The following is a 21,114-nucleotide window of genomic DNA, read 5'->3' on the forward strand; positions in this document are numbered from 1 at the left end:
GATGTAACCAGGTTGTTGATAGGTAATGTGACGCAGGGCTGGCTTGATTCGCCAGCCGGTTGAAAATTCGTTATGATCCACCCCCACTTTTTAGTCTGGTTGTCTGATGTCTACGATTCTCGACTCCTTTGTTGCTCCGCCGTGCCATGATGAAATAGAGATCCTTTACCAGGATGAACATCTGCTGCTTATCAATAAACCCAGTAGGTTACTGAGTCTGTCGGGGAAAAATCCGCAAAATCTCGACTCAGTGCACTATCGCCTGGTACAGATATACCCGGGCTGCACGCTGGTGCACCGGCTTGATTTCGGTACTTCAGGTCTGATGGTCGTTGCACGCAATAAAGCAATCAATGCTGCGCTCTGTCAGCAGTTCAGCCAACGCTCGGTGACTAAGGTGTACAGCGCATTGTTATGTGGACACCTTAAACAGGATGAAGGTGTGATCGATGCTGCCATTGCCAAAGATCCTGCACTGTTTCCGTTGATGTCGATTAGTGCAATTAGCGGTAAGCCTGCGCGTTCCCGTTTTCGGGTGATTGAGCGCTTCAATCAACGACTGAAGGATGGAAGGTCACTGCCCCTGACGCGGGTGCAACTGATGCCGGAGACCGGACGAACCCATCAGCTACGTCTTCACTGTCAGCATTTGGGTCATCCGATCTGGGGCTGTGATCTTTATGGTGGCCGCGAGTGGCCTGGCACGGAGCAGACGTCACGGCTGATGTTACACGCCAGCGAATTGCGCCTGGTGCATCCCATCAGCAAAGAACAAATCAATATCTGCCATGCCAGCCCATTTTAACCCGGCGGCTATTACGGTGTTATCTTGCTGCACGTTGCAGAATGACGGCTGACGGCTGGCGTTGCAGAAAACGCATCCGCAGCATCATCAATACCGCGGCAGAGGTCAGGCCAATAATAAAGCCCATCCAGAAGCCCGCTGGCCCCATGCGGTCGACGACCAGATCGGTGAGCGCAAGAATATATCCACTTGGCAAACCCAGCACCCAGTACGCCGTGAAGGTGATAAAGAAAATGGAACGCGTATCTTTATAACCACGCAGGATCCCGCTGCCAATAACCTGAATTGAGTCCGAAATCTGGTACACGGCAGCCAGTAACATCAGCTGTGCAGCCAGTGTGACAACTTCAGGATTATTGTTGTAGAGCAGGGCGATGTGCTCGCGCAATGTGACGGTGAAAATGGCGGTCATCATCGCCATACATACGCCGACACCTAAACCTGTTCTGGCAGCGGTCTGTGCATCCAGGGTTGATCCCTGACCCAGGCGGTATCCCACACGAATGGTGACGGCAGCAGCCAAAGACATCGGCAAGACAAACATGAGTGAGCTGAAGTTCAGCGCGATTTGGTGTCCGGCGACGTCGACAATCCCCAGTGGGGAGACCAACAGCGCCACCACGGCAAACAGCGTGACTTCAAAAAATAATGCCAGCGCAATGGGCAAACCCAGCTGCACCAGGCGTTTCATCACTACGGTGTCAGGTTTCTGGAAGCCACTGACATTACGGATGTCGCGCATTGATCGGGCGCGTTTTACGTAAGAAAGCATGGCGGCAAACATCACCCAATATACCGCCGCCGTTGCCACACCACAGCCTACGCCGCCCAGTTCTGGCATACCTAAATGACCATAGATGAAAACATAGTTAACCGGAATGTTCACCAGCAGGCCGAGAAAACCCATTACCATTGCCGGTTTGGTCTTGGCCAGACCTTCGCACTGGTTACGGGCAACCTGGAAGAATAAATATCCGGGCGCACCCCAGAGTAGCGCACGCAGATAACCAACGGCTTTGTCGGCCAGTGCAGGATCAATGTTATGCATCGAGCGGATAATGTGACCCGCATTCCAAAGCACAATCATAATCAGAACGGATACCATCCCCGCCAGCCAGAAACCCTGGCGTATTTGATGAGCAATACGATCGCGGCGCCCGGAACCGTTAAGTTGCGCAATCACTGGCGTCAGCGCCAGCAACAGGCCGTGGCCAAACAAAATTGCGGGTAGCCAGATGGACGTACCAATAGCAACGGCAGCCATGTCCGTCGCGCTGTATCCGCCGGCCATCACGGTATCGACGAACCCCATTGCGGTTTGAGCGATTTGCGCAAGAATCACCGGAATTGCCAGAGCTAATAACTGACGCGCTTCACTTACATACTTTTGCACGTGTACACCACTATATTGTTGTTATTTGAGAGACTAAAAAAGCCGCCTTATATGGCAGCAAGGAGAAAATGCAGGGGAAATTTCAGTCTATTGTAGCGAGGAATCCGTATTTCTCCAGTGAAAAAATAGGTGGGAGTGGCGCATTGCTGGCAACCTGATTTTCCACCTGCTATTGTGCACAGCAGAGATGTCTTAATTGAGTTCAGGAGTTACAGGTATGTTTACGGGTATTGTGCAGGGCACCGCGAAACTGGTGTCGATTGATGAAAAACCGAATTTTCGCACACATGTAGTGGAGTTACCTGAATACATGTTGGATGGGCTGGAGACCGGCGCATCGGTGGCACACAACGGTTGTTGTCTGACGGTGACCGAAATTAACGGTAACCAGATAAGCTTCGATCTGATGAAAGAGACGCTGCGAATCACCAATCTGGGGGACCTGAAAGTCGGGGATCTGGTCAACGTTGAACGTGCGGCAAAATTCAGCGATGAGATTGGCGGACATCTGATGTCGGGCCATATTATGACTACCGCTGAAGTATCTAAAATTCTGACCTCTGAAAATAATCGTCAGGTGTGGTTTAAAGTTCAGGATCCGTCGCTGATGAAATACATCCTGTACAAAGGATTTATCGGTATTGACGGTATTAGCCTGACGGTAGGTGAGGTAACACCGACACGTTTTTGCGTGCATTTGATTCCGGAAACTCTGGAACGTACGACGCTGGGCAAGAAAAAACTGGGTGCACGAGTCAATATCGAAATTGACCCGCAAACACAGGCCGTTGTTGATACGGTTGAACGTGTACTGGCCGCGCGTGAAAGCGCTATAAGTAACGTTACTGGCGAAGCGGGCGTTTAAGTCGGAATAAAAAGCCCCCGCGAGTTCGGGGGCGATGCTGTCTAACGGGGAACGCGGAGCCCGTGTTCAACGCCACGAGAGAACACAACCTGCCACAGCTGAATGTCGCGCGCGCGAAATGCGCCAGCACACGCATTCAGGTAATAACTGAACATCCGTTTAAAACGCTCACTATAGTTGTCGGCAATTTCTGGCCAGGCGGTCATGAAACGCTCATGCCAGGCCATCAGAGTGGTATCGTAATCCGCACCAAAGTTATGCCAGTCTTCCATCACGAAATGTGGCTCGCTGGCGTTAGCAATCTGGCGAACTGACGGTAAACAGCCGTTCGGGAAGATGTATTTATTGATCCACGGATCAACATTATTGTCAGTTTTTCTAGAACCGATGGTATGCAGCAAAAAAAGACCGTCTTGCTTTAAATTGCGGTCAACAACGTCAAAATAGGTGTTGTAGTTTTTCGGTCCCACATGCTCAAACATACCAACGGAAACGATACGGTCGAACCGGTCATTCAGGTCGCGGTAGTCCTGCAGCAAAATCGTGACATCCAGCCCTTCACAGCGCGTCTGCGCCATTTTTTGCTGTTCTGCTGAAATCGTCACGCCAGTCACGCTCACCCCGTATTGTGACGCCATGAACTGGGACAAGCCTCCCCAGCCGCAGCCAATATCGAGTACGCGCATACCAGGCTTCAATTGCAATTTCTCGGCAATCATTTTTAGCTTCGCCTGCTGGGCAGATTCCAGGGTATCGGCATCTTTCCAGTAGGCGCAGGAATATTGCATGTAGGGATCAAGCATGCGGGTAAAGAGATCGTTGCCAAGATCGTAGTGTTCTTTGCCAACGACCCAGGCACGTTTTTTGGTTTGTAAATTAAACAGACGGGCCGTTGCGATACGTAGCGTATCTCTGAAGTGGCGGGGGAGTTGGCTTTCAAGACCTGCACGCAGGACTTTGCTAAAAAACATATCCAGCCGATCACATTCCCACCAGCCGTCCATATAACTTTCACCTAAACCCAACGATCCTTCCTGCAACACGCGTTTGAAAAAGTCGGGGTTTTTAACGCGAATATCTGCCGGTGCCGGGCCATTAATGGTAATGCCTGCACGGCTCAATAACTCATTGGTGATTCGGTACCAGTCATCATCCGGTACGCTGACGTCTTCTATACATGATGAACTCATAGCTTCTCCATCACTGGTCGGTGATCAGAACCTTAAAACAGCGTAGACGCTTTTTTGGGCTTTGTGAGAAATCTCACGGAATTAATCCGCGAATCTATAATCCGACGTAGAACAGAGGAAGGGAGGAACCCTTGCCGAAAAGGCCATCCATGGAAAAACGGGAACCTGCTTGTTCCCGTTACTCTATAAATCTTATCGTTTTATTAACAACCGAAAATCAGTATAGGCCTGAATTTTTGGCTATTCAACCGATAATTGTTAGCGGGCTAACTAAATGCCCGCAACAATGATTAATGTGACTCACCGTGGGCAATTTGCGCGCTCTCATCCGGCAAGGATGTGTTGTCAGTCTGTGACTGCATTTTGTAGCCTAGCGCGGCCAGCAGCACTGTCGTCAGCATAACGCTGGTGGTGGTGAGCAGCGGCGTGCTGATTAGCCACGAAACGACCAGGCTTGCCAGGAAGCATAGCCCCAGTTGCAGCGTGTTCTGCAGCGCAGCGGCACGCCCTGTAGCCTGAGGGAATGGACGCAGCGCCTGGGCGACAACGATAGGGTAGATTGCCCCGTTTGCAATGGCCATCACGCAGAATGGGATCAGGATTTCAGCCAACGCAACGTGATGAATAAAGCCAGTAGCCCAGGTGGCGATAACGCTAATGGCATACAGGATAAGTAACCACGGCAGAAGCTGGCGACCCTGCCATTTTTGCAGTGCCGCACGGCAGCCGTAACCACCGATCAAAAATGCAATAGTTTGCGGGACATAGCTCAGACCAATCACCGCCGGGCTATAGCCCATTTCACTAAGGATAAACGGTGAACCCGTCAGCCATGCGAAGAAGCTCGCGGAACATGCTGCGTAAATCAGTACATTTCCACGGTATGTTTTGGAGCGCAGCAACGTCGCGAACGTCAGTTTATCCTGGCTATCATCGCGCGCTTTTGCCGTTGGTTTTAAGCGCAGGGCCGGCAACATCAGGATCAGGGTAATCGCAAAAAGGGTGGCAAAAATGGCCTGCCAGGAAAAATGTACCAGGATCCAACTGCCCAATAACGGTGCAAGTGCAGGAGACAATCCGACCAGCGGCATAATGGTGGCAAAGATGCGGTTTACTTTTTGTGAAGGATAATAATCGGTAACCAGCGCCTGCCAGATAACCGAAGCCGCACAGACACCAACGGCCTGAATAAAGCGCAGCACCAGTAATCCAGTGGCGTTTTCTACCCACAACATACCCAGGCTGCCCAGCGCGAAGATGGATAAGCCCAGCATCAAAATCGGTTTACGACCATAGTGGTCGGAGAGTGGCCCCCACAAAAGTTGTGCAACGGCAAAACCCGCTAAGAACAAACTAAGGCTGGCACTCACGGCAGAAGCGGGTGTCTGTAAATCGGACTGAATAGCAGCAAAGGCGGGCAAATACATATCCGTTGCCAGAAAACCTAGCACGCTAAGACCTGCCAGCCAGACTAAAAACCCTTTTCCTGGTTGCATTATCGTTTCTCTTTTTAGCAATAGAACATTGCCGCTGAGTGTAGTGAGTGTAATTCTCGCTGTGAAACGCTAATATTTGCTTACTGATTTCAAATTTTTTGCAGGCAGAGCATGTGGTCGGAATATTCACTTGAGGTGGTTGATGCGGTGGCGCGTAACGGTAGCTTTAGTTCCGCTGCTCAGGAGTTGCACCGCGTACCTTCGGCGGTAAGCTACACGGTGCGCCAACTGGAAGAGTGGCTGGCTGTGCCTCTTTTTGAACGCCGTCATCGGGACGTGGAATTAACGCCTGCTGGCGCGTGGTTTTTAAAAGAAGGTCGGTCTGTTATCAAAAAAATGCAGATCACTCGTCAGCAATGTCAACAAATCGCCAATGGGTGGCGAGGACAGCTGGCGATTGCGGTAGATAATATTGTGCGTCCAGAACGGACCCGACAGATGATTGTGGATTTCTACCGCCATTTCGATGATGTGGAACTTCTGGTCTTTCAGGAGGTGTTTAATGGCGTCTGGGACGCGCTGTCGGATGGTCGTGTGGAGTTAGCTATTGGAGCAACGCAGGCCATTCCGGTAGGGGGACGCTATACGTTCCGGGATATGGGAATGCTGAGCTGGAGTTGCGTGGTAGCCAGTCATCATCCGTTGGCGGCGATGCCGGGACCGATCAGTGACGATACGTTGCGCAACTGGCCATCGCTGGTACGCGAAGACACCTCCCGCACACTGCCGAAACGTATTACATGGTTGCTGGACAACCAAAAACGCGTTGTGGTTCCTGACTGGGAATCCTCGGCCACCTGCTTGTCAGCCGGGCTTTGTGTCGGGATGGTACCGACGCATTTTGCCAAACCGTGGCTCGATAGCGGAAAATGGGTGGCGTTACAGCTGGAAAATCCGTTCCCGGATGCCGCTTGTTGCCTGACCTGGCAGCAGAACGATACGTCGCCTGCACTGAGCTGGTTACTGGACTACCTGGGGGATAGTGAGACGCTGAATAAAGAGTGGCTGCGGGAACCGGATGAGGCTCCCGCACAACTGACTTAACGACGATAATCGCGGAATGGACCGTCGGCAACGGAACGACGTTCTACCAGGCGTGGGTGCACCTCGATAGACTGCGATTCTTCACGTTTATTCACGATTCGGTCTAACAGCATGTTGAAGGCCGTTTCACCCAGTGAATCTTTTGGCTGATGGATGGTTGTCAGCGCAGGGGTGAAGTATCGGGCGTTGCGTACGTTGTCGTAACCGATAACTGAGATATCCTGCGGCACGCGCAGTCCCATCTCGTCTGCGGCACACAGCGCACCCATCGCCATAATATCGCCACCACAGAATACGGCGGTTGGGCGATGCGACTGGGAGAGGATTTGCTGCATAGCGCGATAGCCGGATTCAGGTTCGAAATCACCCTGGACAATCCAGTTCTCGGGAACTTTAATCAGAGCCTCTTCCATCGCTTTCATGAAGCCAGCCAGGCGGCCTGCGCCGGTATTACGCTCCATGGGACCTGGGATCACGCCGATCTCACGATGACCGCGTTCAATCAGATACCGGCCTGCCATGTAACCACCTTCAAAAGCGTTATCAATGACGGTATCGGTAAAGTCGGCTTTTGCCTCGCCCCAGTCCATGACCACCATTGGAATATGGCGATACTCTTCGAGCATGGAAAGCAGTGATTCCGGATACTCTGAACACATTACCAACAGGCCATCTACGCGCTTTTGCGCCATCATAGACAGGTAGGCCTGCTGTTTTTCAAGACTGTTCCAGGCGTTGCCCAGAATCAGCGTGTAGCCTTTCTGGAAACAATTATTCTCAACAGCCTCGATAATTTCGGCGAAATAGGCAGCTTCACTGCTTGTTGCCAACAAACCGATCGATTTGGTGTGATTCACCTTCAGGCTACGTGCAACTGCGCTAGGGGAGTAGTGCAGTTCTTTAATCGCTGCCCAGACAGCGTTGCGCGTTTCTTCTGCGACAAAGCGCGTTTTGTTAATTACGTGTGATACGGTTGTAGTGGAAACGTTTGCTCGCTTCGCTACATCTTTAATAGTTGCCATTACATCTCACTCCAGACCATATCCTAAGCTCCTGAGAATACTCCAGGTAAACGTTTGCCTTCACACACCCTCAACGCAACGTCAGGGTTGCGGCACGCCGGGAAAACGACACGGAACGTCAGGAAGGGGTCAATGGCCGGTACGCTAATCAAGTAAGCGTGGAATTTTGTCTGATCTTAACGAAAAGGGGAAGAGTTAAAAGCAGTTATCAATATAAATCGTGAGAGATTTTTGCTTTCAAGTGTGTAAAAATGCGCAATATCACTTTTTGTGTGGGAATAAAAAGGAGAAAACTTGATGAGCACCGATCTGAAATTTTCGTTAGTGACGACCATAATTGTTCTGGGCCTGATTGTTGCGGGTGGCCTGACTGCAGCACTGCACTGATTTCCCCCGAGGGAGTTCACTCTCCCTCATCCTTTCTGCTTGTCTTTCCCTCCCTATTTTTTGCAAATAAGCAAAAGTCTTTTGCAGTTTTGTTAACTTTATTAATTTTGCGATCAATGTCATGCTTTTGACTCTTATGATGTGTCGTGCCAAGGCTCGACGTTACGGAGTCGATAGATGAAAATAAATTATCCTTTACTGGCGCTGGCGATAGGTGCGTTTGGCATTGGAACGACCGAATTCTCTCCCATGGGATTGCTACCCGTCATTGCCAAAGGCGTGGATGTTTCCATTCCGGCCGCAGGGATGTTAATCAGCGCGTATGCGGTAGGCGTGATGGTTGGCGCACCGCTGATGACCTTACTGCTGTCCCATCGTGCGCGTCGCAATGCGCTTATCTTCCTGATGGCCATTTTTACATTGGGTAATGTGCTTTCGGCGATATCTCCGGATTACACGACGCTGATGCTGTCGCGCATTTTGACCAGTCTTAACCACGGGGCATTTTTTGGCCTCGGTTCGGTTGTGGCGGCAAGCGTTGTCCCCAAACATAAACAGGCCAGCGCCGTTGCGACTATGTTTATGGGGTTAACGATCGCGAATATTGGCGGTGTTCCCGCGGCAACCTGGCTTGGGGAAACCATCGGCTGGCGTATGTCCTTTATGGCGACGGCGGGACTGGGCGTCATCGCGATGGTCAGTCTGTTCTTCTCGTTACCGAAAGGCGGGGCAGGTGAGCGCCCTGATGTGCGCAAAGAACTGGCTGTATTAATGCGTCCACAAGTGGTGTCAGCTTTACTGACGACCGTTCTGGGGGCCGGAGCGATGTTTACGCTTTATACCTACATCTCACCGGTGCTGCACAGTATTACTCATGCTACGCCGGCGTTTGTCACCGGTATGCTGGTGCTGATTGGCGTTGGGTTCTCTATCGGTAACTATCTGGGCGGTAAACTGGCTGACCGTTCGGTTAACGGTACGCTGAAAGGCTTTTTATTGCTGCTGATGGTTATTATGCTGGCGATACCTTTCCTTGCACGTAATGAGCTGGGTGCGGCCGTGAGTATGGTGGTGTGGGGCGCAGCAACGTTTGCGGTGGTTCCGCCGCTGCAGATGCGTGTGATGCGCGTTGCCAGTGAGGCACCTGGATTGTCATCGTCAGTGAATATTGGCGCGTTTAATCTGGGGAATGCCCTGGGAGCGGCCGCCGGTGGGGCGGTAATTTCCGGAGGGTTGGGCTACAGTTTCGTCCCGGTAATGGGGGCGATTGTGGCGGGACTTGCGCTACTGCTGGTCTTTGTCTCGGCAAGAAAGCAAGCGGAAGAAGTCTGCAACGCAACGAATTAAAAACAAAAACGCAGAAGGGAACCCCTTCTGCGTTGTCATTTTATGCTGCGAAGTTTTTCGCAACAAATTCCCAGTTCACCAGTGCCCAGAAGTGTTCCAGGTAGCCAGGACGGGCATTACGATAATCGATGTAGTAAGCATGTTCCCACACGTCAACGGTCATCAGAGGCGTCGCGTCAGTCGTCAGCGGCGTACCTGCGTTGGAGGTGGATACGATAGCCAGTTTGCCATCCGTTCCTTTTACCAGCCAGGTCCAGCCAGAACCGAAATTCTTGATAGCGGCATCGGTGAATTGTGCTTTGAAGTCTGCAAAGCTGCCAAAGGAGGCGGCAATCGCTTCGGCCAGTTTACCGGTCGGCTCGCCGCCTGCGTTTGGTGCCAGGCAGTTCCAGTAGAACGTGTGGTTCCATACCTGTGCTGCGTTATTGAATACACCACCTTCAGAGCTACGTACGATCTCTTCCAGTGATTTACCTTCAAACGCGGTGCCTTTAATCAGGTTATTCAGATTGGTCACGTAGGTTTGATGGTGTTTGCCATAGTGGTATTCCAGCGTTTCGGCAGAAATGTGCGGTGCCAGAGCATCTTTGGCATACGGTAATGCAGGTAATTCGAACGACATTGCTTCTCTCCTTATTATTTATATTGAGTACACACAATAGCCTCATTGTGAGTAAGGATAGGGTAGCAAATTGAAAGGTTATGCAAAAGAAGAACTTACCCTACAGCATATTCTGTAGGGTAAGTTTTTAGCGAATTGTTTTCGGCGTCATCACACGACGAGCGCCCACGTAGTGGCGTTGCCAGTAATCTTCGCTCAGAGAGGTTATTTGAATTTCCTGACCGCTGCGTGGAGACTGGATAAATTTACCATTGCCAACATAGACGCCAACGTGGTCGGCGGTACCGCGACCTTGCGTGCGGAAGAAGACCAGATCACCGTTTTTCAGTTCACCACGTTCAATCGGCGCAGCGTCGCGCAGGTGATACATTTCATTGGCGGTACGCGGAATGCGGAACTTCACCAGATCTTTATATGCGTAATAAACCAGCCCGCTGCAATCAAAACCGGTTCTGGGCGAGGTGCCCCCCCAACGGTAAGGTTTACCGATTTGGTTCATCAGGGTAGACATGGCGGTTTTGGTCGCTTTCTGTACTTTCACTTTATGCACATCCGCAACGGCTGTTGGTGCAGTCGTCTTCACTTTTACACAACGTGGCTTATGACCTTTGCGCGGGGTACATTTTTCAGTCCAGGTGACGGCAGGGGTTTGTATTGCCGCTGTTTTACTGCGACGGTTTGCTGTTTTCGTCGATTTTGCCGGAGTTGCTGTGCGTTTTTTGGAAGAGGAGGCCGTTTTCGTACTGGTTTTACTGGAGTTTTTTGTCGCCGTTTTCTTGTTGGTTTTTGTTGCTTTTTGGCTGGTTGTTGCGCTTTTCTTTTTATCTACCGTCTTGACAGTGTGGGAAGCGGTAGGTGTCGTCCTGGCCTGCTTGGAAGCATGAGCCATAGGCGTAAAAGGCAGTGTGGTAAAAAGTAAAGCACAGAGCGTGATCGAGATTCGGTTTATCCGCGCCACTGAGCAGTCCTCTGGTAAGGCAGGTCTATCGTGCCTGCGTGTGATTTTCAAAACTTGACGATTCTAATCTATAGAAAGAGGGAAAGTTAATAGCTTTTTTCGTTTAAAACTACGTTTCGTAACCGACCGCAAAAAAAAACAGCAATTCAAGGCGTAATTGGTGAACAGATAATCAAATCCCCATGCTTTACGCGGATAAGTGAGATTGTGAATGCAACTTTTAACGACAGGCGATAAAATAATATCGCGTAATGAAAATGTTATTTTCCGTTACCTGCCTGACCCGCTACAATGTCAGACTACTGCCGTAAAAGAAGTTTAAGGAAGCAAGATAATGAGCACCACTATCGAAAAAATCCAGCGCCAGATCGCTGAAAACCCGATTCTCCTGTACATGAAAGGTTCCCCAAAACTGCCAAGCTGCGGTTTCTCTGCTCAGGCTGTGCAGGCGTTGTCCGCCTGTGGTGAACGTTTTGCTTATGTTGATATTCTGCAGAACCCGGATATTCGCGCCGAGCTGCCGAAATATGCCAACTGGCCGACTTTCCCACAGCTGTGGGTTGATGGTGAACTGGTAGGCGGCTGTGACATTTTAATTGAAATGTACCAGCGTGGTGAGTTGCAGCAGTTGATCAAAGAAACTGCGGCGAAATACAAAACCGAAGAGCCGGACGCTGAGTAACCAGCAAAAATAAAAAAGCGACCTACGCAGGTCGCTTTTTTTATGCCGCCGTTACGCCTCTTCGGGCACTGGCAGAGGCCAGCCGCCGAGACGTTTCCAGCGGTTAACAATTTCGCAGAACAGAACGGCTGTCCGTTCTGTGTCATACAGCGCCGAGTGCGCCTGAGTCCCATCAAACTCCATACCTGCAGCCAGACAGGCTTTTGACAGTACGGTTTGCCCCAACGACAGGCCGCTTAATGCTGCCGTATCAAAGGTGACGAAGGGGTGAAACGGATTACGTTTCAGAGAGGCGCGTTCTGCCGCAGCCATCATAAAACTGTGATCAAATGTCGCATTGTGCGCCACCATGATCGCCCGATTACAGCCGCTATCTTTGATACCCTTGCGCACCATTTTAAAGATGGCATGTAGCGCGTCGTACTCGCTGACGGCACCACGCAGCGGGTTGCTGGGGTCGATGCCGTTAAATGCCAGCGCTTCGGGTTGTAAATTCGCCCCTTCAAACGGTTCAACGTGGAAATGTAACGTCATGTCCGGCATCAGCCAGCCCTGTTCATCCATTTTCAGTGTGATGGCGGCAATTTCAAGCAGCGCATCGGTTTTGGCGTTAAATCCTGCTGTTTCGACGTCAATGACGACAGGATAAAAACCACGAAAACGGTCACACAGACCGGAAAGTTGAGCGTTATCGGACATCTGGGTCTCTTAATACGGGAAAATTGCAGCGCGTATTATGGCAAAATGATGAGTATAAAACTACGGGCACAGACGATCTGCGCCCGAGGAGAGTTTAGTCGCCCAGACCGCGGCCGGCGTCTTTTTCTTCGATCAGCTCAATTTTATAGCCATCTGGATCTTCAACAAACGCGATGACCGTCGTACCGCCTTTTACCGGACCGGCTTCACGCGTCACGTTACCGCCGTTTTGACGAATACGTTCACAGGCCTCTGCCGCGTTATCTACGCTCAGGGCAATGTGGCCATATGCGGTACCCAGTTCATACTTGTCAACGCCCCAGTTATAGGTCAGTTCGATCACGGCTTCGCTGGTTTCAGGGCCGTATCCGACGAATGCCAGAGAGTACTTATATTCAGGGTTTTCGCTGGTACGCAGCAGCTTCATGCCCAACACGTTGGTATAAAACTCGATGGAACGCTGCAGGTCACCCACGCGCAGCATGGTATGAAGTAAACGCATCTTTCTTCCCCTTCAAAAATGGCTAATACATTCAAAATGTTGTTTTAGTATAGCGGCGTTATAACGCCGCTATCAATGAACGATTAGAAATCGATTGGCAATTCTCAGGACCTTACAGGGTAGGGTAATCGGTATAGCCTTCAGCACCGCCGCCGTAAAAACTTTCCGCACGCTGTGGATTGAGCTCGGCTTTACGCTGCAGACGTGCAACCAGATCCGGGTTAGCAATGTAAGCACGACCAAAGGCAACAGCATCGATCAGACCTTTCTCGATCAGTGATTCAGCTTTCTCTGGCGTATAGGCACCCGCACCAATAATCGGACCGTGGAAACGTGCGCGAACTTTCTCGCGAAACGCGTCTGAATACGGTTCGCCACCAGCCCAGTCTGGCTCGGACATATGCAGATAAGCAATGCCGCGCTTGCCCAATTGTTCGATCAGGTACAAAGCATCAGCCTCTTCATTCGGACCGTTGTCGACGTTCTGGAACGAGCCGATAGGGGAAACACGGATACCAATGCGATCGGCACCCCATTCTTTAATACCTGCATCGACGACTTCCAGTACCAGACGAGCGCGGTTTTCAACGCTACCGCCGTATTGATCGGTACGCTGGTTTGAGGTTGGCGACAAGAACTGGTGCAGTAAGTAACCGTGAGCAGAGTGCAGCTCGACCAGGTCAAAACCGGCTTCACGCGCATTGGCAATCGCCTGGCGGAAATCATTCACGATACCCGGGATTTCTTCGGTTTCCAGTGCACGTGGCATTGAGGTATCGGCACGTGTGGCCAGTCCATTTTCATCGCGCAGAGACGTTCGGGTTCCGGCACTGATGGCGGACGGGGCAACCGGAGCCTGACCGTTTGGCTGCAGGCTGGAGTGGGAGATACGCCCGGTATGCCACAGCTGAACGGCAATATGGCCCTGCTCAGCATGTACAGCCGCCGTAATCTTTTTCCATGCAGCAATTTGTGCATCACTGTGCAAACCTGGCGCTCCGGCATAACCTTTCGCCTGCGCAGAAATCTGTGTCGCTTCGCTAATGATAAGACCCGCACTGGCGCGTTGGCGGTAGTACTCGGCCATCAGCGGAGTAGGGATGTCGCCAGGTTCGATGCTGCGCAAACGCGTAAGTGGGGCCATAAACACGCGGTTTGCCGCAGTGATCGCACCCACCTTCAGCGGGGAAAAGAGTTTTTCAGATGACATGTTACACTCCTGAATAGACCGGTCGTCTAGTGATAAATTAAATAAAAACGCCTGTTAAACGACAGGCGCTGCAATGATGGTTTTGACGTGAGCCAGCGCGTTTTCCAGCGGCGTGGCACTACGCGACATTTTGGCCTGCAGGTTGGCACCCAGCCACAGCGCATACAACACCTGCGCCTGCTGCAAAGGTTCGCCAACAAACGACAGACAATGATTCGCCTGACCTTTTTCCAGCGCCTGCGCCAGCAGCGTAATAATGTGCCGGGCGCCTTTGTCCATTGCTGTACGCATATCTTCGGAAAGATCGCACACTTCGGCAGACAATTTCACAGTTAAACAGCCACTGATGATGCCGTGCTGGCTAAACTGGTTCAGAGTTTCCTGATAGTAGGCCAGAATACGGTCGCGGTAGTTTCCTGCACCCGTCTCAAAATGCGTAGCCAGTCGCTGATGATAGCTCGCGTAATGGCGCTCCAGCATCGCCACACCGAACGCTTCTTTTGAGCGAAAATAGTGATAAAACGAACCCTTGGGAACCTCCGCGGTTTTCAGTAGCTCGCTCAAACCCATACCGGTGAAACCGCGCTGCATACACAGTCGCTCGCCGGTCGCCAAAAGATGTTCGCGTGTATCGTGTTCAGTTACTTTGTTCATGTCGAGGAGTGTAATAGACCAGTCGGTCTAATGCAATAGCGCTTGCCAGATTTTCAGTTACCGTCTTCAATAGGTATATCAATCTTACAAAAGGAGGGGATGTGGCCGAACAGCTGGAGTTTTTCCCCGTCCAGAGCCCATGCCGCGGTATATGTCAGTCTGACGATCGCGGTTTTTGTCGTGGATGTTTTCGCAGTCGGGATGAGCGTTTTAACTGGCAGAAAATGAGCGATGCCCAAAAGCAGGAGGTGCTGCGACTCTGTCGCCAGCGTCTGATGCGTAAATTACGTGCAAACAAATCCAACCCACCGGAAGAACCGCAACAACCTTCACTCTTTTAAAAGCGTAATTGCGTATACTCGATGCACATTCACTTATAAGGAAGCTGCTATGGTTCAGCGTATTACTATTGCGCCGCAAGGCCCGGAATTTTCGCGCTTTGTGATGGGGTACTGGCGTCTGATGGACTGGAATATGTCCGCGCGTCAGCTAGTCAGCTTTATTGAGGAACATCTCGATCTGGGTGTCACGACTGTCGATCACGCGGATATTTATGGCGGATACCAGTGTGAGGCGGCGTTTGGCGAGGCAATGAAACTGGCACCGCACCTGCGTGAAAAAATGCAGATTGTTACCAAATGCGGTATTGCCACGACAGCGAAAGAGGAAAACGCGCTGGGTCATTACATCACTGACAGCGCCCATATTATTGCCAGTGCCGAACAGTCGCTGAAGCTGCTGGCAACCGATCGCCTTGATCTGCTGTTGATCCACCGCCCCGATCCGTTAATGGATGCAGATGATGTGGCGGAAGCTTTCAAGACATTACATCATAGCGGTAAGGTGCGCCATTTTGGTGTCTCTAACTTCACGCCAGCACAGTTTTCACTGCTGCAATCGCGATTACCTTTTACTCTGGCAACCAATCAGGTCGAAATTTCACCGGTGCATCAACCTCTTCTGTTGGATGGGACGTTAGATCAGCTGCAACAACTGCGTGTCCGCCCAATGGCCTGGTCTTGCCTGGGAGGTGGGCGTCTGTTCAATGATGACGCCTTCCAGCCGCTGCGCAATGAACTGGCCGTGATAGCAGAAGAACTGAATGCGCAGTCCATAGAGCAGGTGGTGTATGCGTGGATCCTGCGTCTACCGTCGCAGCCGCTGCCGATTATTGGCTCGGGTAAAATCGAACGTGTGCGTGCTGCAATTGAATCAGAGTCATTGAACATGTCTCGCCAGCAGTGGTTCCGTATTCGTAAAGCGGCTCTCGGTTACGACGTACCTTAATCACGTATTCAGCGTTCCGTCGTTCAAATTTGTGTCACTGGATTACACTTATCAGTCAGATACCTGGATGACGGAGGTTGTATGAAACGTTTGAGTTTAGCCATCATCACATTACTAGCCTGTGCAGGTGCACAGGCTGCCAGTGAGAAAGTGGTGATGAATCTGGTGACGTCGCAGGGCGTTGGCCAGGAAATTGGTACTGTCACCATTGCCGAATCCGCAAAAGGGCTGGAGTTTACGCCTGATCTTAAAGCGCTGCCGCCGGGTGAACATGGTTTTCATGTGCATGCTAACGGCAGTTGCCAGCCCGCGATTAAAGAGGGGAAAGCCTCGGCAGCAGAATCGGCTGGCGGTCATTATGACCCGCATAAAACTGGCAAGCATGAAGGTCCGGAAGGTGCAGGCCACATGGGCGACCTGCCTTTACTGGTGGTAAATAACGAAGGGAATGCCACGACGACAGTGACAGCCCCCCGGTTGAAATCACTTGATGAAATTAAAGGTAAGGCGCTGATGATCCACGTTGGTGGCGATAATATGTCCGATCAGCCGAAACCACTTGGCGGCGGCGGGGCACGTTACGCCTGTGGTGTTATCAAGTAATCAGCGACTCAGCGTGCCCGGTGGCGGCGCTTGCTCAAGTTGTGAAAGTGAGCAGTGTAGTCGCCAGATAAGGGCCGATAACTCCTGCGCTGCGGGCTGATGATGATGGGCCAGTGCATCACAGATGCGCTGGAGTTCATTAAGCGTGGCATTCAGCGGACGTTGCTGCACGCCACGTTCACTCATTACATCGCGTAACAGTGAGATACACACATCCCTGACGCGTGCCAGCGGATCTGATCGCGCCTCCCAGACGCGAAGTTGCCATACGACGTGTGAGCAGTTCAGTAACACCACTCCCCAGCGTAGTAACCAACGTCGCGCCAGTGCATCCTGGCTGTTGCTGAGCTGGCTGACATGATGATAGGTCAGCGACTCAAACTCGTTTTCACTGAGTGAAGGATGGCGGCTAAGTTGGTCGACAAAGTTACGCCGTAACGCGCGAATATGGCGGCGGCTTTTTCTCGCATCAGAACCTGGCCGTAGAATAGCAAAAGCCAGCCACGACAGCGCGACGCCGGTGATCTTCGCCGTATTGTCATTCAAAAAACCTGCAAAATCATAGACAGGAGGATTGGTCACCGCGATAAACGATCCCATAAAGACGATCAGCTGTCCCCAAAGGCCCGCCAGTTTCGGCATCTGTAATTTTAACAATTGCATGGTGGCAATCAGCGGAAAGAGAAACAGAATGAACTGCCAGAGATCGGTAATTTGTACCATCAGACCGAATTTCACCACAAAACTGAACAGCGACAGCAGGACCAGGGTGCGCATCAGCAAAGAGAGTGATTTGAATGGGGCCGCTACGGCGGAATACAACACGCAACTGATGGCGGCAAGCGTCAGAGCCCCGGAGCCTGACTCCCATTGTGCACCAATGCTCCACGCGCCGATGGACATCAGCGTAATGAAGGTACGCAATCCGCTCCAGAGAGCCTCCGCATTATCGGTATGACGGGCAAGACCCGGCGTACGCTCAATATTGATACGATCGGCCGTGACGCCCTTTTCCAGTAAGCCCAGATAATGACTGCTTTTCAGATAGATGCGGCAAAAATAGCGCAGACGCTGCCAGAAGGCGACGTGCCGATAGTCATGCTGATCGACGGGGCACAGCGGGGCGATAATCCGCGCGACGGCGTAGCTGTCGGTATCAGGTTTGACTAACGCGGTCAGCAACTGCTCGATGACATCCCGGGTATTAGCCGGAGGATTAGGCCAGTTCAGTAGCATTCGCCGCAGACTGGAAATAACGCTGGTCAACCGCAACTGTTGGTGTAACAACGCATTGAGTAAGGTATTTTGACGGCGAAAACGGTAGTGGCTCCAGAACGCCTGAATACGTAGCAGATTCATTGTCAGGATTTGACCGATCACCCCTTCATGGGCGGTGCGGATAGCATCTGTGGTTTCTGGTTGCCAGAGCAAGCTGGCATGCTCCAGCAAACGTGCATGCATATTTTTCAATGCGGTCAGCAGCGTGGTGCCATCGGATGTGCTGGGCAGGATCATCATCATCAAGCCGCCACAGAGGATCCCGACGATGACTTCGCACACGCGTGCCTGGGCGATATCCCACAGTTGCGTAACCTCTGTAATATGCACCATTGGAAAGGCAATAATCGCCGCGGTATAGCCTGCCAGTTGAAAAGCGTAGGCCACGTTGTTGGTGAAATGTGCACACGCCCAGGTACAAAAACCGATCCAGACTGACATGCTCAACAGAAACAGCCAGGGTTCATTGAGGGTATGGCCGGCTATAATCAATGCGGCCGTTGCACCGAGTAAACTGCCCGCGATACGCCCCAGGCTTTTGCTGATCACGCCACCAACGGTTGGAAAACTGACCACCGCTGCTGATGTCATCGCCCAGTAGGGTTCGTCCAGGTTCAGGTAATAGGCGAAGGTTAACGCCAGACACATCGCGATAGTATTACGCAGCGCGTAACGCCACTGTCCACCCGTGGCTTTAAACCACGGCAGACTGGCAGGTGTCAGGCGGGGCAGTTTCATTTTTGCTGACCGATGGACACGCTACAGGTTGTCCCCGAAACCAGCGTAACATCGTGCGGAAGGGTATCAAATTCGATACGAACGGGAACCCGCTGCGCCAGACGAACCCACGGAACGTTTGGTTTGATGTCAGGAACCAGACCGGAATTGCTTTCCACACTCTGATCATAAATGGCGCGACCAATGCCGGAAACGTGACCCTGTAACTTAATATTGCCGCTGTAGAGCGTGATAAGAGCAGGTGCCCCGTCTTGAATATGGCGTAGTTTGGTTTCTTCGAAATAGCCCATGACATAAAAAGAGTGACTGTCGACCAGGGCAAACAGAGGTTTACCCGTTGAGGCGTAGTCTCCGGTACGGGTTGATAGATTGGTGACCCAGCCTGTGACCGGGGCTTTGACTACCGTTTGCGCCAGTTGCCACTGAGCATGGCGCAAACTGGCCTGGGCTGCGGCAACGGTCGCCTGCATGGCTTTTACATTGAGCAGTGCGCTGTCCAAATCTTCGGCCGAGATGAAATTTTGCGACAAATTGCGGCGACGTTTGGCTTCATTATTGGCTTTGGTCAGATCGGACTGCGCTTTGGCCAACTGAGCCTGTGCGTTCAGCTCAGCAATCTGGAAAGGGGTCTTGTCGATAACAAAAAGAACATCGCCTTTGTTAACCAGTTGATTATCTTTAATGTTGAGTTCACTAATGCTGCCAGAGATCTGCGGAGTGATGCTGACCTGTTCAGCGCGGACTTTTCCGTCACGCGTCCATGGCGATTGCATATAGTAATTCCACATCCACCACCCGGCGAGGACGGCAATAACAGCGACTATAATAGTGGAGAAGTATTTAATGGTTTTAAGCGACATAATCACCACGCAATCAACATGACAAAGGCCAGACACACGCAAAGCGTAAAGAGGGACAGATCCATTAACAGGGGATGCCAGATTTCGCCAGAATAGATCCCGTCGCGTAGCAGGCGATGAACAACTAGCCAGAGGATAAATCCTGCAACAAACGCCTTGAAAATAGGGGGGAAGTAGACAGATGCTCCGATCATTAAATCTTGTAGGGGCAATCCTGTTGCATTAAACATAAACTTCACGGGCAAAATCCTTGGCGAAAAGAGCGTTGCTATAGGTTTAGCAAAAAAAGGGACAATGTGTCTCTGTAAGGCATAATGTCTGAAAAAATGTCATCCGGTAAGCAAATTTGGCAATACATTTGTTTTGGGAATACAAATGCTGCACACTATTCTAAAATCAGCACAATAACTTAGCAAGCTAATTATAAGGAGATGAAATTGGAATCGCCATTAGGTTCTGATCTGGCACGGTTGGTGCGCATTTGGCGTGCTCTGATTGACCATCGCCTGAAACCTCTGGAGTTGACGCAGACGCATTGGGTTACGCTGCACAACATTCATCAGTTGCCACCGGATCAATCACAGATCCAGCTGGCTAAAGCGATTGGTATTGAGCAGCCTTCATTGGTGCGTACGCTCGACCAGTTAGAAGAAAAGGGACTCATTTCACGACAGACTTGCGCCAGCGATCGTCGGGCAAAGAGAATTAAATTAACGGAGAAGGCCGAACCGCTGATTGCTGATATGGAAGCGGTTATCAACAAAACGCGCGGCGAAATTTTGGAAGGGATTTCCGCTGAGGAAATTGATCTGCTGATAAAACTGGTCGCCAGACTGGAACACAATATCATTGAACTGCAGTCGCAGGGCTAAAGCGATCAAAACGACGTGTGGCCAGAGGCTGACCACACGTGAATTCGATTAACGTGGAGACACGGTAACCTGGCTACCATTGTTAGCCATAACAACGCGCTGACCTGCAGAGAATTTGGTCGCACCCTGCTTCTGAACCACCATGATGGTATTACCGTCATCCTTACGAATTTCCAGTTCTACGCCCTGGGTTTTATTCATCGCGCCTTGTACGCCCTGGCCTGCTACGCCACCGGCAACCGCGCCTGCAGCTGTCGCTAATGAACGACCGGTACCGCCGCCTACTGTGTTACCGAGGAACCCACCCAGCACAGCACCACCAATAGCGCCAATCACGTTTGCGTCGTCACCACCCTGGATTTGCACCGGACGAACATGAACAATCGTACCGTAGGTAACGTTCTGAACTTGTTTCGCTTCGGATGCGGTATACACGTCACCTGAAAGGCTATCATTGTTAACGCAGCCCGCTAAAGATACGCCCATTAATGAAACAATCAGCACACGTTTAATCATTTACAAATCTCCTTTGTCACCACGAAACGCTAATAAAGCACTCCTCATGGCTAAATTATATGGCATTTGTGAGTCTAAGGTCAC

The 21,114-nt window shown here is 51.3% G+C and carries 23 protein-coding genes and 1 pseudogene; 10 read left to right on the forward strand and 14 right to left on the reverse strand.

The window, feature by feature from the left end; genetic code table 11:
- Positions 1 to 106 precede the first annotated feature (106 nt).
- Complete coding sequence (locus QMN38_RS02745) at positions 107 to 805, forward strand: RluA family pseudouridine synthase (RefSeq protein WP_323604437.1); 699 nt, start codon at positions 107 to 109, stop codon at positions 803 to 805.
- A gap of 19 nt (positions 806 to 824) precedes the next feature.
- Here QMN38_RS02745 and mdtK read toward each other — a convergent pair whose 3' ends face one another.
- Positions 825 to 2,198 carry an MdtK family multidrug efflux MATE transporter gene (gene mdtK, locus QMN38_RS02750; protein WP_271456418.1) on the reverse strand — a complete coding sequence of 458 codons (1,374 nt, stop codon included), beginning with the start codon at positions 2,196 to 2,198 and terminating at the stop codon, positions 825 to 827.
- A 217-nt stretch (positions 2,199 to 2,415) separates the two neighbouring features.
- On the opposite strand from mdtK, the gene QMN38_RS02755 reads away from it, so the two are divergent.
- A complete protein-coding gene (locus QMN38_RS02755; RefSeq protein ID WP_202038734.1) occupies positions 2,416 to 3,063 on the forward strand; it encodes a riboflavin synthase subunit alpha in 648 nt (215 codons plus the stop codon).
- A gap of 41 nt (positions 3,064 to 3,104) precedes the next feature.
- On the opposite strand, the gene cfa is transcribed toward QMN38_RS02755, so the two are convergent.
- Together cfa and punC are read right to left on the reverse strand one after the other, a co-directional pair.
- Positions 3,105 to 4,253 (reverse strand): cyclopropane fatty acyl phospholipid synthase, encoded by a 1,149-nt coding sequence (gene cfa, locus QMN38_RS02760; protein WP_271450041.1) that lies wholly within the window; start codon positions 4,251 to 4,253, stop codon positions 3,105 to 3,107.
- 290 nt (positions 4,254 to 4,543) lie between these two features.
- Positions 4,544 to 5,749, reverse strand: a complete 1,206-nt coding sequence (punC, locus tag QMN38_RS02765) for a purine nucleoside transporter PunC (RefSeq protein ID WP_271454405.1) — start codon at positions 5,747 to 5,749, stop codon at positions 4,544 to 4,546.
- A 111-nt stretch (positions 5,750 to 5,860) separates the two neighbouring features.
- Here punC and punR point away from each other — a divergent pair, with 111 nt between their 5' ends.
- Positions 5,861 to 6,793 carry a DNA-binding transcriptional activator PunR gene (gene punR / locus QMN38_RS02770; protein WP_323604438.1) on the forward strand — a complete coding sequence of 311 codons (933 nt, stop codon included), beginning with the start codon at positions 5,861 to 5,863 and terminating at the stop codon, positions 6,791 to 6,793.
- On the opposite strand, the gene purR is transcribed toward punR, so the two are convergent.
- Complete coding sequence (gene purR, locus QMN38_RS02775) at positions 6,790 to 7,815, reverse strand: HTH-type transcriptional repressor PurR (protein WP_323604439.1); 1,026 nt, start codon at positions 7,813 to 7,815, stop codon at positions 6,790 to 6,792. The two genes, punR and purR, sit on opposite strands and share 4 nt — an antisense overlap.
- A 297-nt stretch (positions 7,816 to 8,112) precedes the next feature.
- Here purR and cydH point away from each other — a divergent pair, with 297 nt between their 5' ends.
- Both cydH and QMN38_RS02785 read left to right on the forward strand, forming a co-directional pair.
- Positions 8,113 to 8,202 (forward strand): cytochrome bd-I accessory subunit CydH, encoded by a 90-nt coding sequence (gene cydH / locus QMN38_RS02780; protein ID WP_003029209.1) that lies wholly within the window; start codon positions 8,113 to 8,115, stop codon positions 8,200 to 8,202.
- Between the two features lie 177 nt (positions 8,203 to 8,379).
- Positions 8,380 to 9,549: an MFS transporter gene (locus tag QMN38_RS02785; RefSeq protein ID WP_271440576.1), complete on the forward strand. Its 1,170-nt coding sequence runs from the start codon at positions 8,380 to 8,382 to the stop codon at positions 9,547 to 9,549.
- A 40-nt stretch (positions 9,550 to 9,589) separates the two neighbouring features.
- Here the strand turns inward: QMN38_RS02785 and sodB are convergent, their stop codons facing one another.
- Positions 9,590 to 10,171: a superoxide dismutase [Fe] gene (gene sodB, locus QMN38_RS02790; RefSeq protein WP_048211764.1), complete on the reverse strand. Its 582-nt coding sequence runs from the start codon at positions 10,169 to 10,171 to the stop codon at positions 9,590 to 9,592.
- A 127-nt stretch (positions 10,172 to 10,298) separates the two neighbouring features.
- Positions 10,299 to 11,129 (reverse strand): C40 family peptidase, encoded by an 831-nt coding sequence (locus QMN38_RS02795; RefSeq protein WP_271454404.1) that lies wholly within the window; start codon positions 11,127 to 11,129, stop codon positions 10,299 to 10,301.
- 334 nt (positions 11,130 to 11,463) lie between these two features.
- On the opposite strand from QMN38_RS02795, the gene grxD reads away from it, so the two are divergent.
- Positions 11,464 to 11,811 (forward strand): monothiol glutaredoxin 4, encoded by a 348-nt coding sequence (gene grxD, locus QMN38_RS02800; protein ID WP_003832760.1) that lies wholly within the window; start codon positions 11,464 to 11,466, stop codon positions 11,809 to 11,811.
- Positions 11,812 to 11,862: 51 nt separating this feature from the next.
- On the opposite strand, the gene rnt is transcribed toward grxD, so the two are convergent.
- The 4 genes from rnt to QMN38_RS02820 form a co-directional block, all read right to left on the reverse strand.
- On the reverse strand, positions 11,863 to 12,510 hold the full coding sequence (gene rnt / locus QMN38_RS02805; RefSeq protein ID WP_137381280.1) for a ribonuclease T: 648 nt from the start codon (positions 12,508 to 12,510) through the stop codon (positions 11,863 to 11,865).
- Positions 12,511 to 12,604: 94 nt separating this feature from the next.
- Positions 12,605 to 13,012, reverse strand: coding sequence for a lactoylglutathione lyase (gloA, locus tag QMN38_RS02810; protein WP_003029198.1), 408 nt, complete (start codon positions 13,010 to 13,012; stop codon positions 12,605 to 12,607).
- 112 nt (positions 13,013 to 13,124) lie between these two features.
- A complete protein-coding gene (gene nemA / locus QMN38_RS02815) occupies positions 13,125 to 14,222 on the reverse strand; it encodes an alkene reductase (protein ID WP_005127184.1) in 1,098 nt (365 codons plus the stop codon).
- Positions 14,223 to 14,276: 54 nt separating this feature from the next.
- Entirely contained in the window at positions 14,277 to 14,876 is a 600-nt protein-coding gene (locus QMN38_RS02820) for a TetR/AcrR family transcriptional regulator (protein ID WP_271440574.1), read from the reverse strand.
- 101 nt (positions 14,877 to 14,977) lie between these two features.
- On the opposite strand from QMN38_RS02820, the gene QMN38_RS02825 reads away from it, so the two are divergent.
- The 3 genes from QMN38_RS02825 to sodC all read left to right on the forward strand — a co-directional run bounded on the left by QMN38_RS02825 (position 14,978) and on the right by sodC (position 16,766).
- Positions 14,978 to 15,217, forward strand: a complete 240-nt coding sequence (locus QMN38_RS02825) for a DUF1289 domain-containing protein (protein WP_137381278.1) — start codon at positions 14,978 to 14,980, stop codon at positions 15,215 to 15,217.
- Between the two features lie 49 nt (positions 15,218 to 15,266).
- Complete coding sequence (locus tag QMN38_RS02830) at positions 15,267 to 16,163, forward strand: aldo/keto reductase (protein ID WP_271440573.1); 897 nt, start codon at positions 15,267 to 15,269, stop codon at positions 16,161 to 16,163.
- 81 nt (positions 16,164 to 16,244) lie between these two features.
- A complete protein-coding gene (gene sodC, locus QMN38_RS02835) occupies positions 16,245 to 16,766 on the forward strand; it encodes a superoxide dismutase [Cu-Zn] SodC (RefSeq protein WP_271450044.1) in 522 nt (173 codons plus the stop codon).
- On the opposite strand, the pseudogene QMN38_RS02840 reads toward sodC, so the two are convergent.
- From QMN38_RS02840 to QMN38_RS02850, 3 genes and pseudogenes are all read right to left on the reverse strand, one after another.
- Positions 16,742 to 18,782: pseudogene (locus QMN38_RS02840) on the reverse strand (FUSC family protein). The gene sodC and the pseudogene QMN38_RS02840 overlap by 25 nt on opposite strands.
- Positions 18,779 to 19,642: an efflux RND transporter periplasmic adaptor subunit gene (locus QMN38_RS02845; protein ID WP_271440571.1), complete on the reverse strand. Its 864-nt coding sequence runs from the start codon at positions 19,640 to 19,642 to the stop codon at positions 18,779 to 18,781. The pseudogene QMN38_RS02840 and the gene QMN38_RS02845 overlap by 4 nt, the downstream one beginning before the upstream one ends.
- A 2-nt stretch (positions 19,643 to 19,644) precedes the next feature.
- A complete protein-coding gene (locus QMN38_RS02850; protein ID WP_202038724.1) occupies positions 19,645 to 19,881 on the reverse strand; it encodes a DUF1656 domain-containing protein in 237 nt (78 codons plus the stop codon).
- Between the two features lie 192 nt (positions 19,882 to 20,073).
- Between QMN38_RS02850 and slyA the strand changes: the two genes are divergently transcribed.
- On the forward strand, positions 20,074 to 20,514 hold the full coding sequence (gene slyA, locus QMN38_RS02855; protein ID WP_019076732.1) for a transcriptional regulator SlyA: 441 nt from the start codon (positions 20,074 to 20,076) through the stop codon (positions 20,512 to 20,514).
- A 48-nt stretch (positions 20,515 to 20,562) separates the two neighbouring features.
- Here slyA and slyB read toward each other — a convergent pair whose 3' ends face one another.
- Entirely contained in the window at positions 20,563 to 21,030 is a 468-nt protein-coding gene (gene slyB / locus QMN38_RS02860) for an outer membrane lipoprotein SlyB (RefSeq protein WP_003029175.1), read from the reverse strand.
- Between the last annotated feature and the right edge of the window lie 84 nt (positions 21,031 to 21,114).

Origin of the sequence: Citrobacter sp. R-1.5.2 (assembly GCF_035064245.1) — a bacterium.
In the GTDB taxonomy this organism is placed as follows: Bacteria; Pseudomonadota; Gammaproteobacteria; order Enterobacterales; family Enterobacteriaceae; genus Citrobacter.

Excerpts from the sequence above, each read along its gene's own strand:
- QMN38_RS02745 (WP_323604437.1), top strand. The coding sequence starts at position 107 with ATGTCTACGATTCTCGACTCCTTTGTTGCTCCGCCGTGCCATGATGAA.
- QMN38_RS02755 (WP_202038734.1), top strand. The coding sequence starts at position 2,416 with ATGTTTACGGGTATTGTGCAGGGCACCGCGAAACTGGTGTCGATTGAT.
- cfa (WP_271450041.1), bottom strand. The coding sequence starts at position 4,253 with ATGAGTTCATCATGTATAGAAGACGTCAGCGTACCGGATGATGACTGG.
- punC (WP_271454405.1), bottom strand. The coding sequence starts at position 5,749 with ATGCAACCAGGAAAAGGGTTTTTAGTCTGGCTGGCAGGTCTTAGCGTG.
- punR (WP_323604438.1), top strand. The coding sequence starts at position 5,861 with ATGTGGTCGGAATATTCACTTGAGGTGGTTGATGCGGTGGCGCGTAAC.
- purR (WP_323604439.1), bottom strand. The coding sequence starts at position 7,815 with ATGGCAACTATTAAAGATGTAGCGAAGCGAGCAAACGTTTCCACTACA.
- cydH (WP_003029209.1), top strand. The coding sequence starts at position 8,113 with ATGAGCACCGATCTGAAATTTTCGTTAGTGACGACCATAATTGTTCTG.
- QMN38_RS02785 (WP_271440576.1), top strand. The coding sequence starts at position 8,380 with ATGAAAATAAATTATCCTTTACTGGCGCTGGCGATAGGTGCGTTTGGC.
- sodB (WP_048211764.1), bottom strand. The coding sequence starts at position 10,171 with ATGTCGTTCGAATTACCTGCATTACCGTATGCCAAAGATGCTCTGGCA.
- grxD (WP_003832760.1), top strand. The coding sequence starts at position 11,464 with ATGAGCACCACTATCGAAAAAATCCAGCGCCAGATCGCTGAAAACCCG.
- rnt (WP_137381280.1), bottom strand. The coding sequence starts at position 12,510 with ATGTCCGATAACGCTCAACTTTCCGGTCTGTGTGACCGTTTTCGTGGT.
- gloA (WP_003029198.1), bottom strand. The coding sequence starts at position 13,012 with ATGCGTTTACTTCATACCATGCTGCGCGTGGGTGACCTGCAGCGTTCC.
- nemA (WP_005127184.1), bottom strand. The coding sequence starts at position 14,222 with ATGTCATCTGAAAAACTCTTTTCCCCGCTGAAGGTGGGTGCGATCACT.
- QMN38_RS02820 (WP_271440574.1), bottom strand. The coding sequence starts at position 14,876 with ATGAACAAAGTAACTGAACACGATACACGCGAACATCTTTTGGCGACC.
- QMN38_RS02830 (WP_271440573.1), top strand. The coding sequence starts at position 15,267 with ATGGTTCAGCGTATTACTATTGCGCCGCAAGGCCCGGAATTTTCGCGC.
- sodC (WP_271450044.1), top strand. The coding sequence starts at position 16,245 with ATGAAACGTTTGAGTTTAGCCATCATCACATTACTAGCCTGTGCAGGT.
- QMN38_RS02845 (WP_271440571.1), bottom strand. The coding sequence starts at position 19,642 with ATGTCGCTTAAAACCATTAAATACTTCTCCACTATTATAGTCGCTGTT.
- slyA (WP_019076732.1), top strand. The coding sequence starts at position 20,074 with ATGAAATTGGAATCGCCATTAGGTTCTGATCTGGCACGGTTGGTGCGC.
- slyB (WP_003029175.1), bottom strand. The coding sequence starts at position 21,030 with ATGATTAAACGTGTGCTGATTGTTTCATTAATGGGCGTATCTTTAGCG.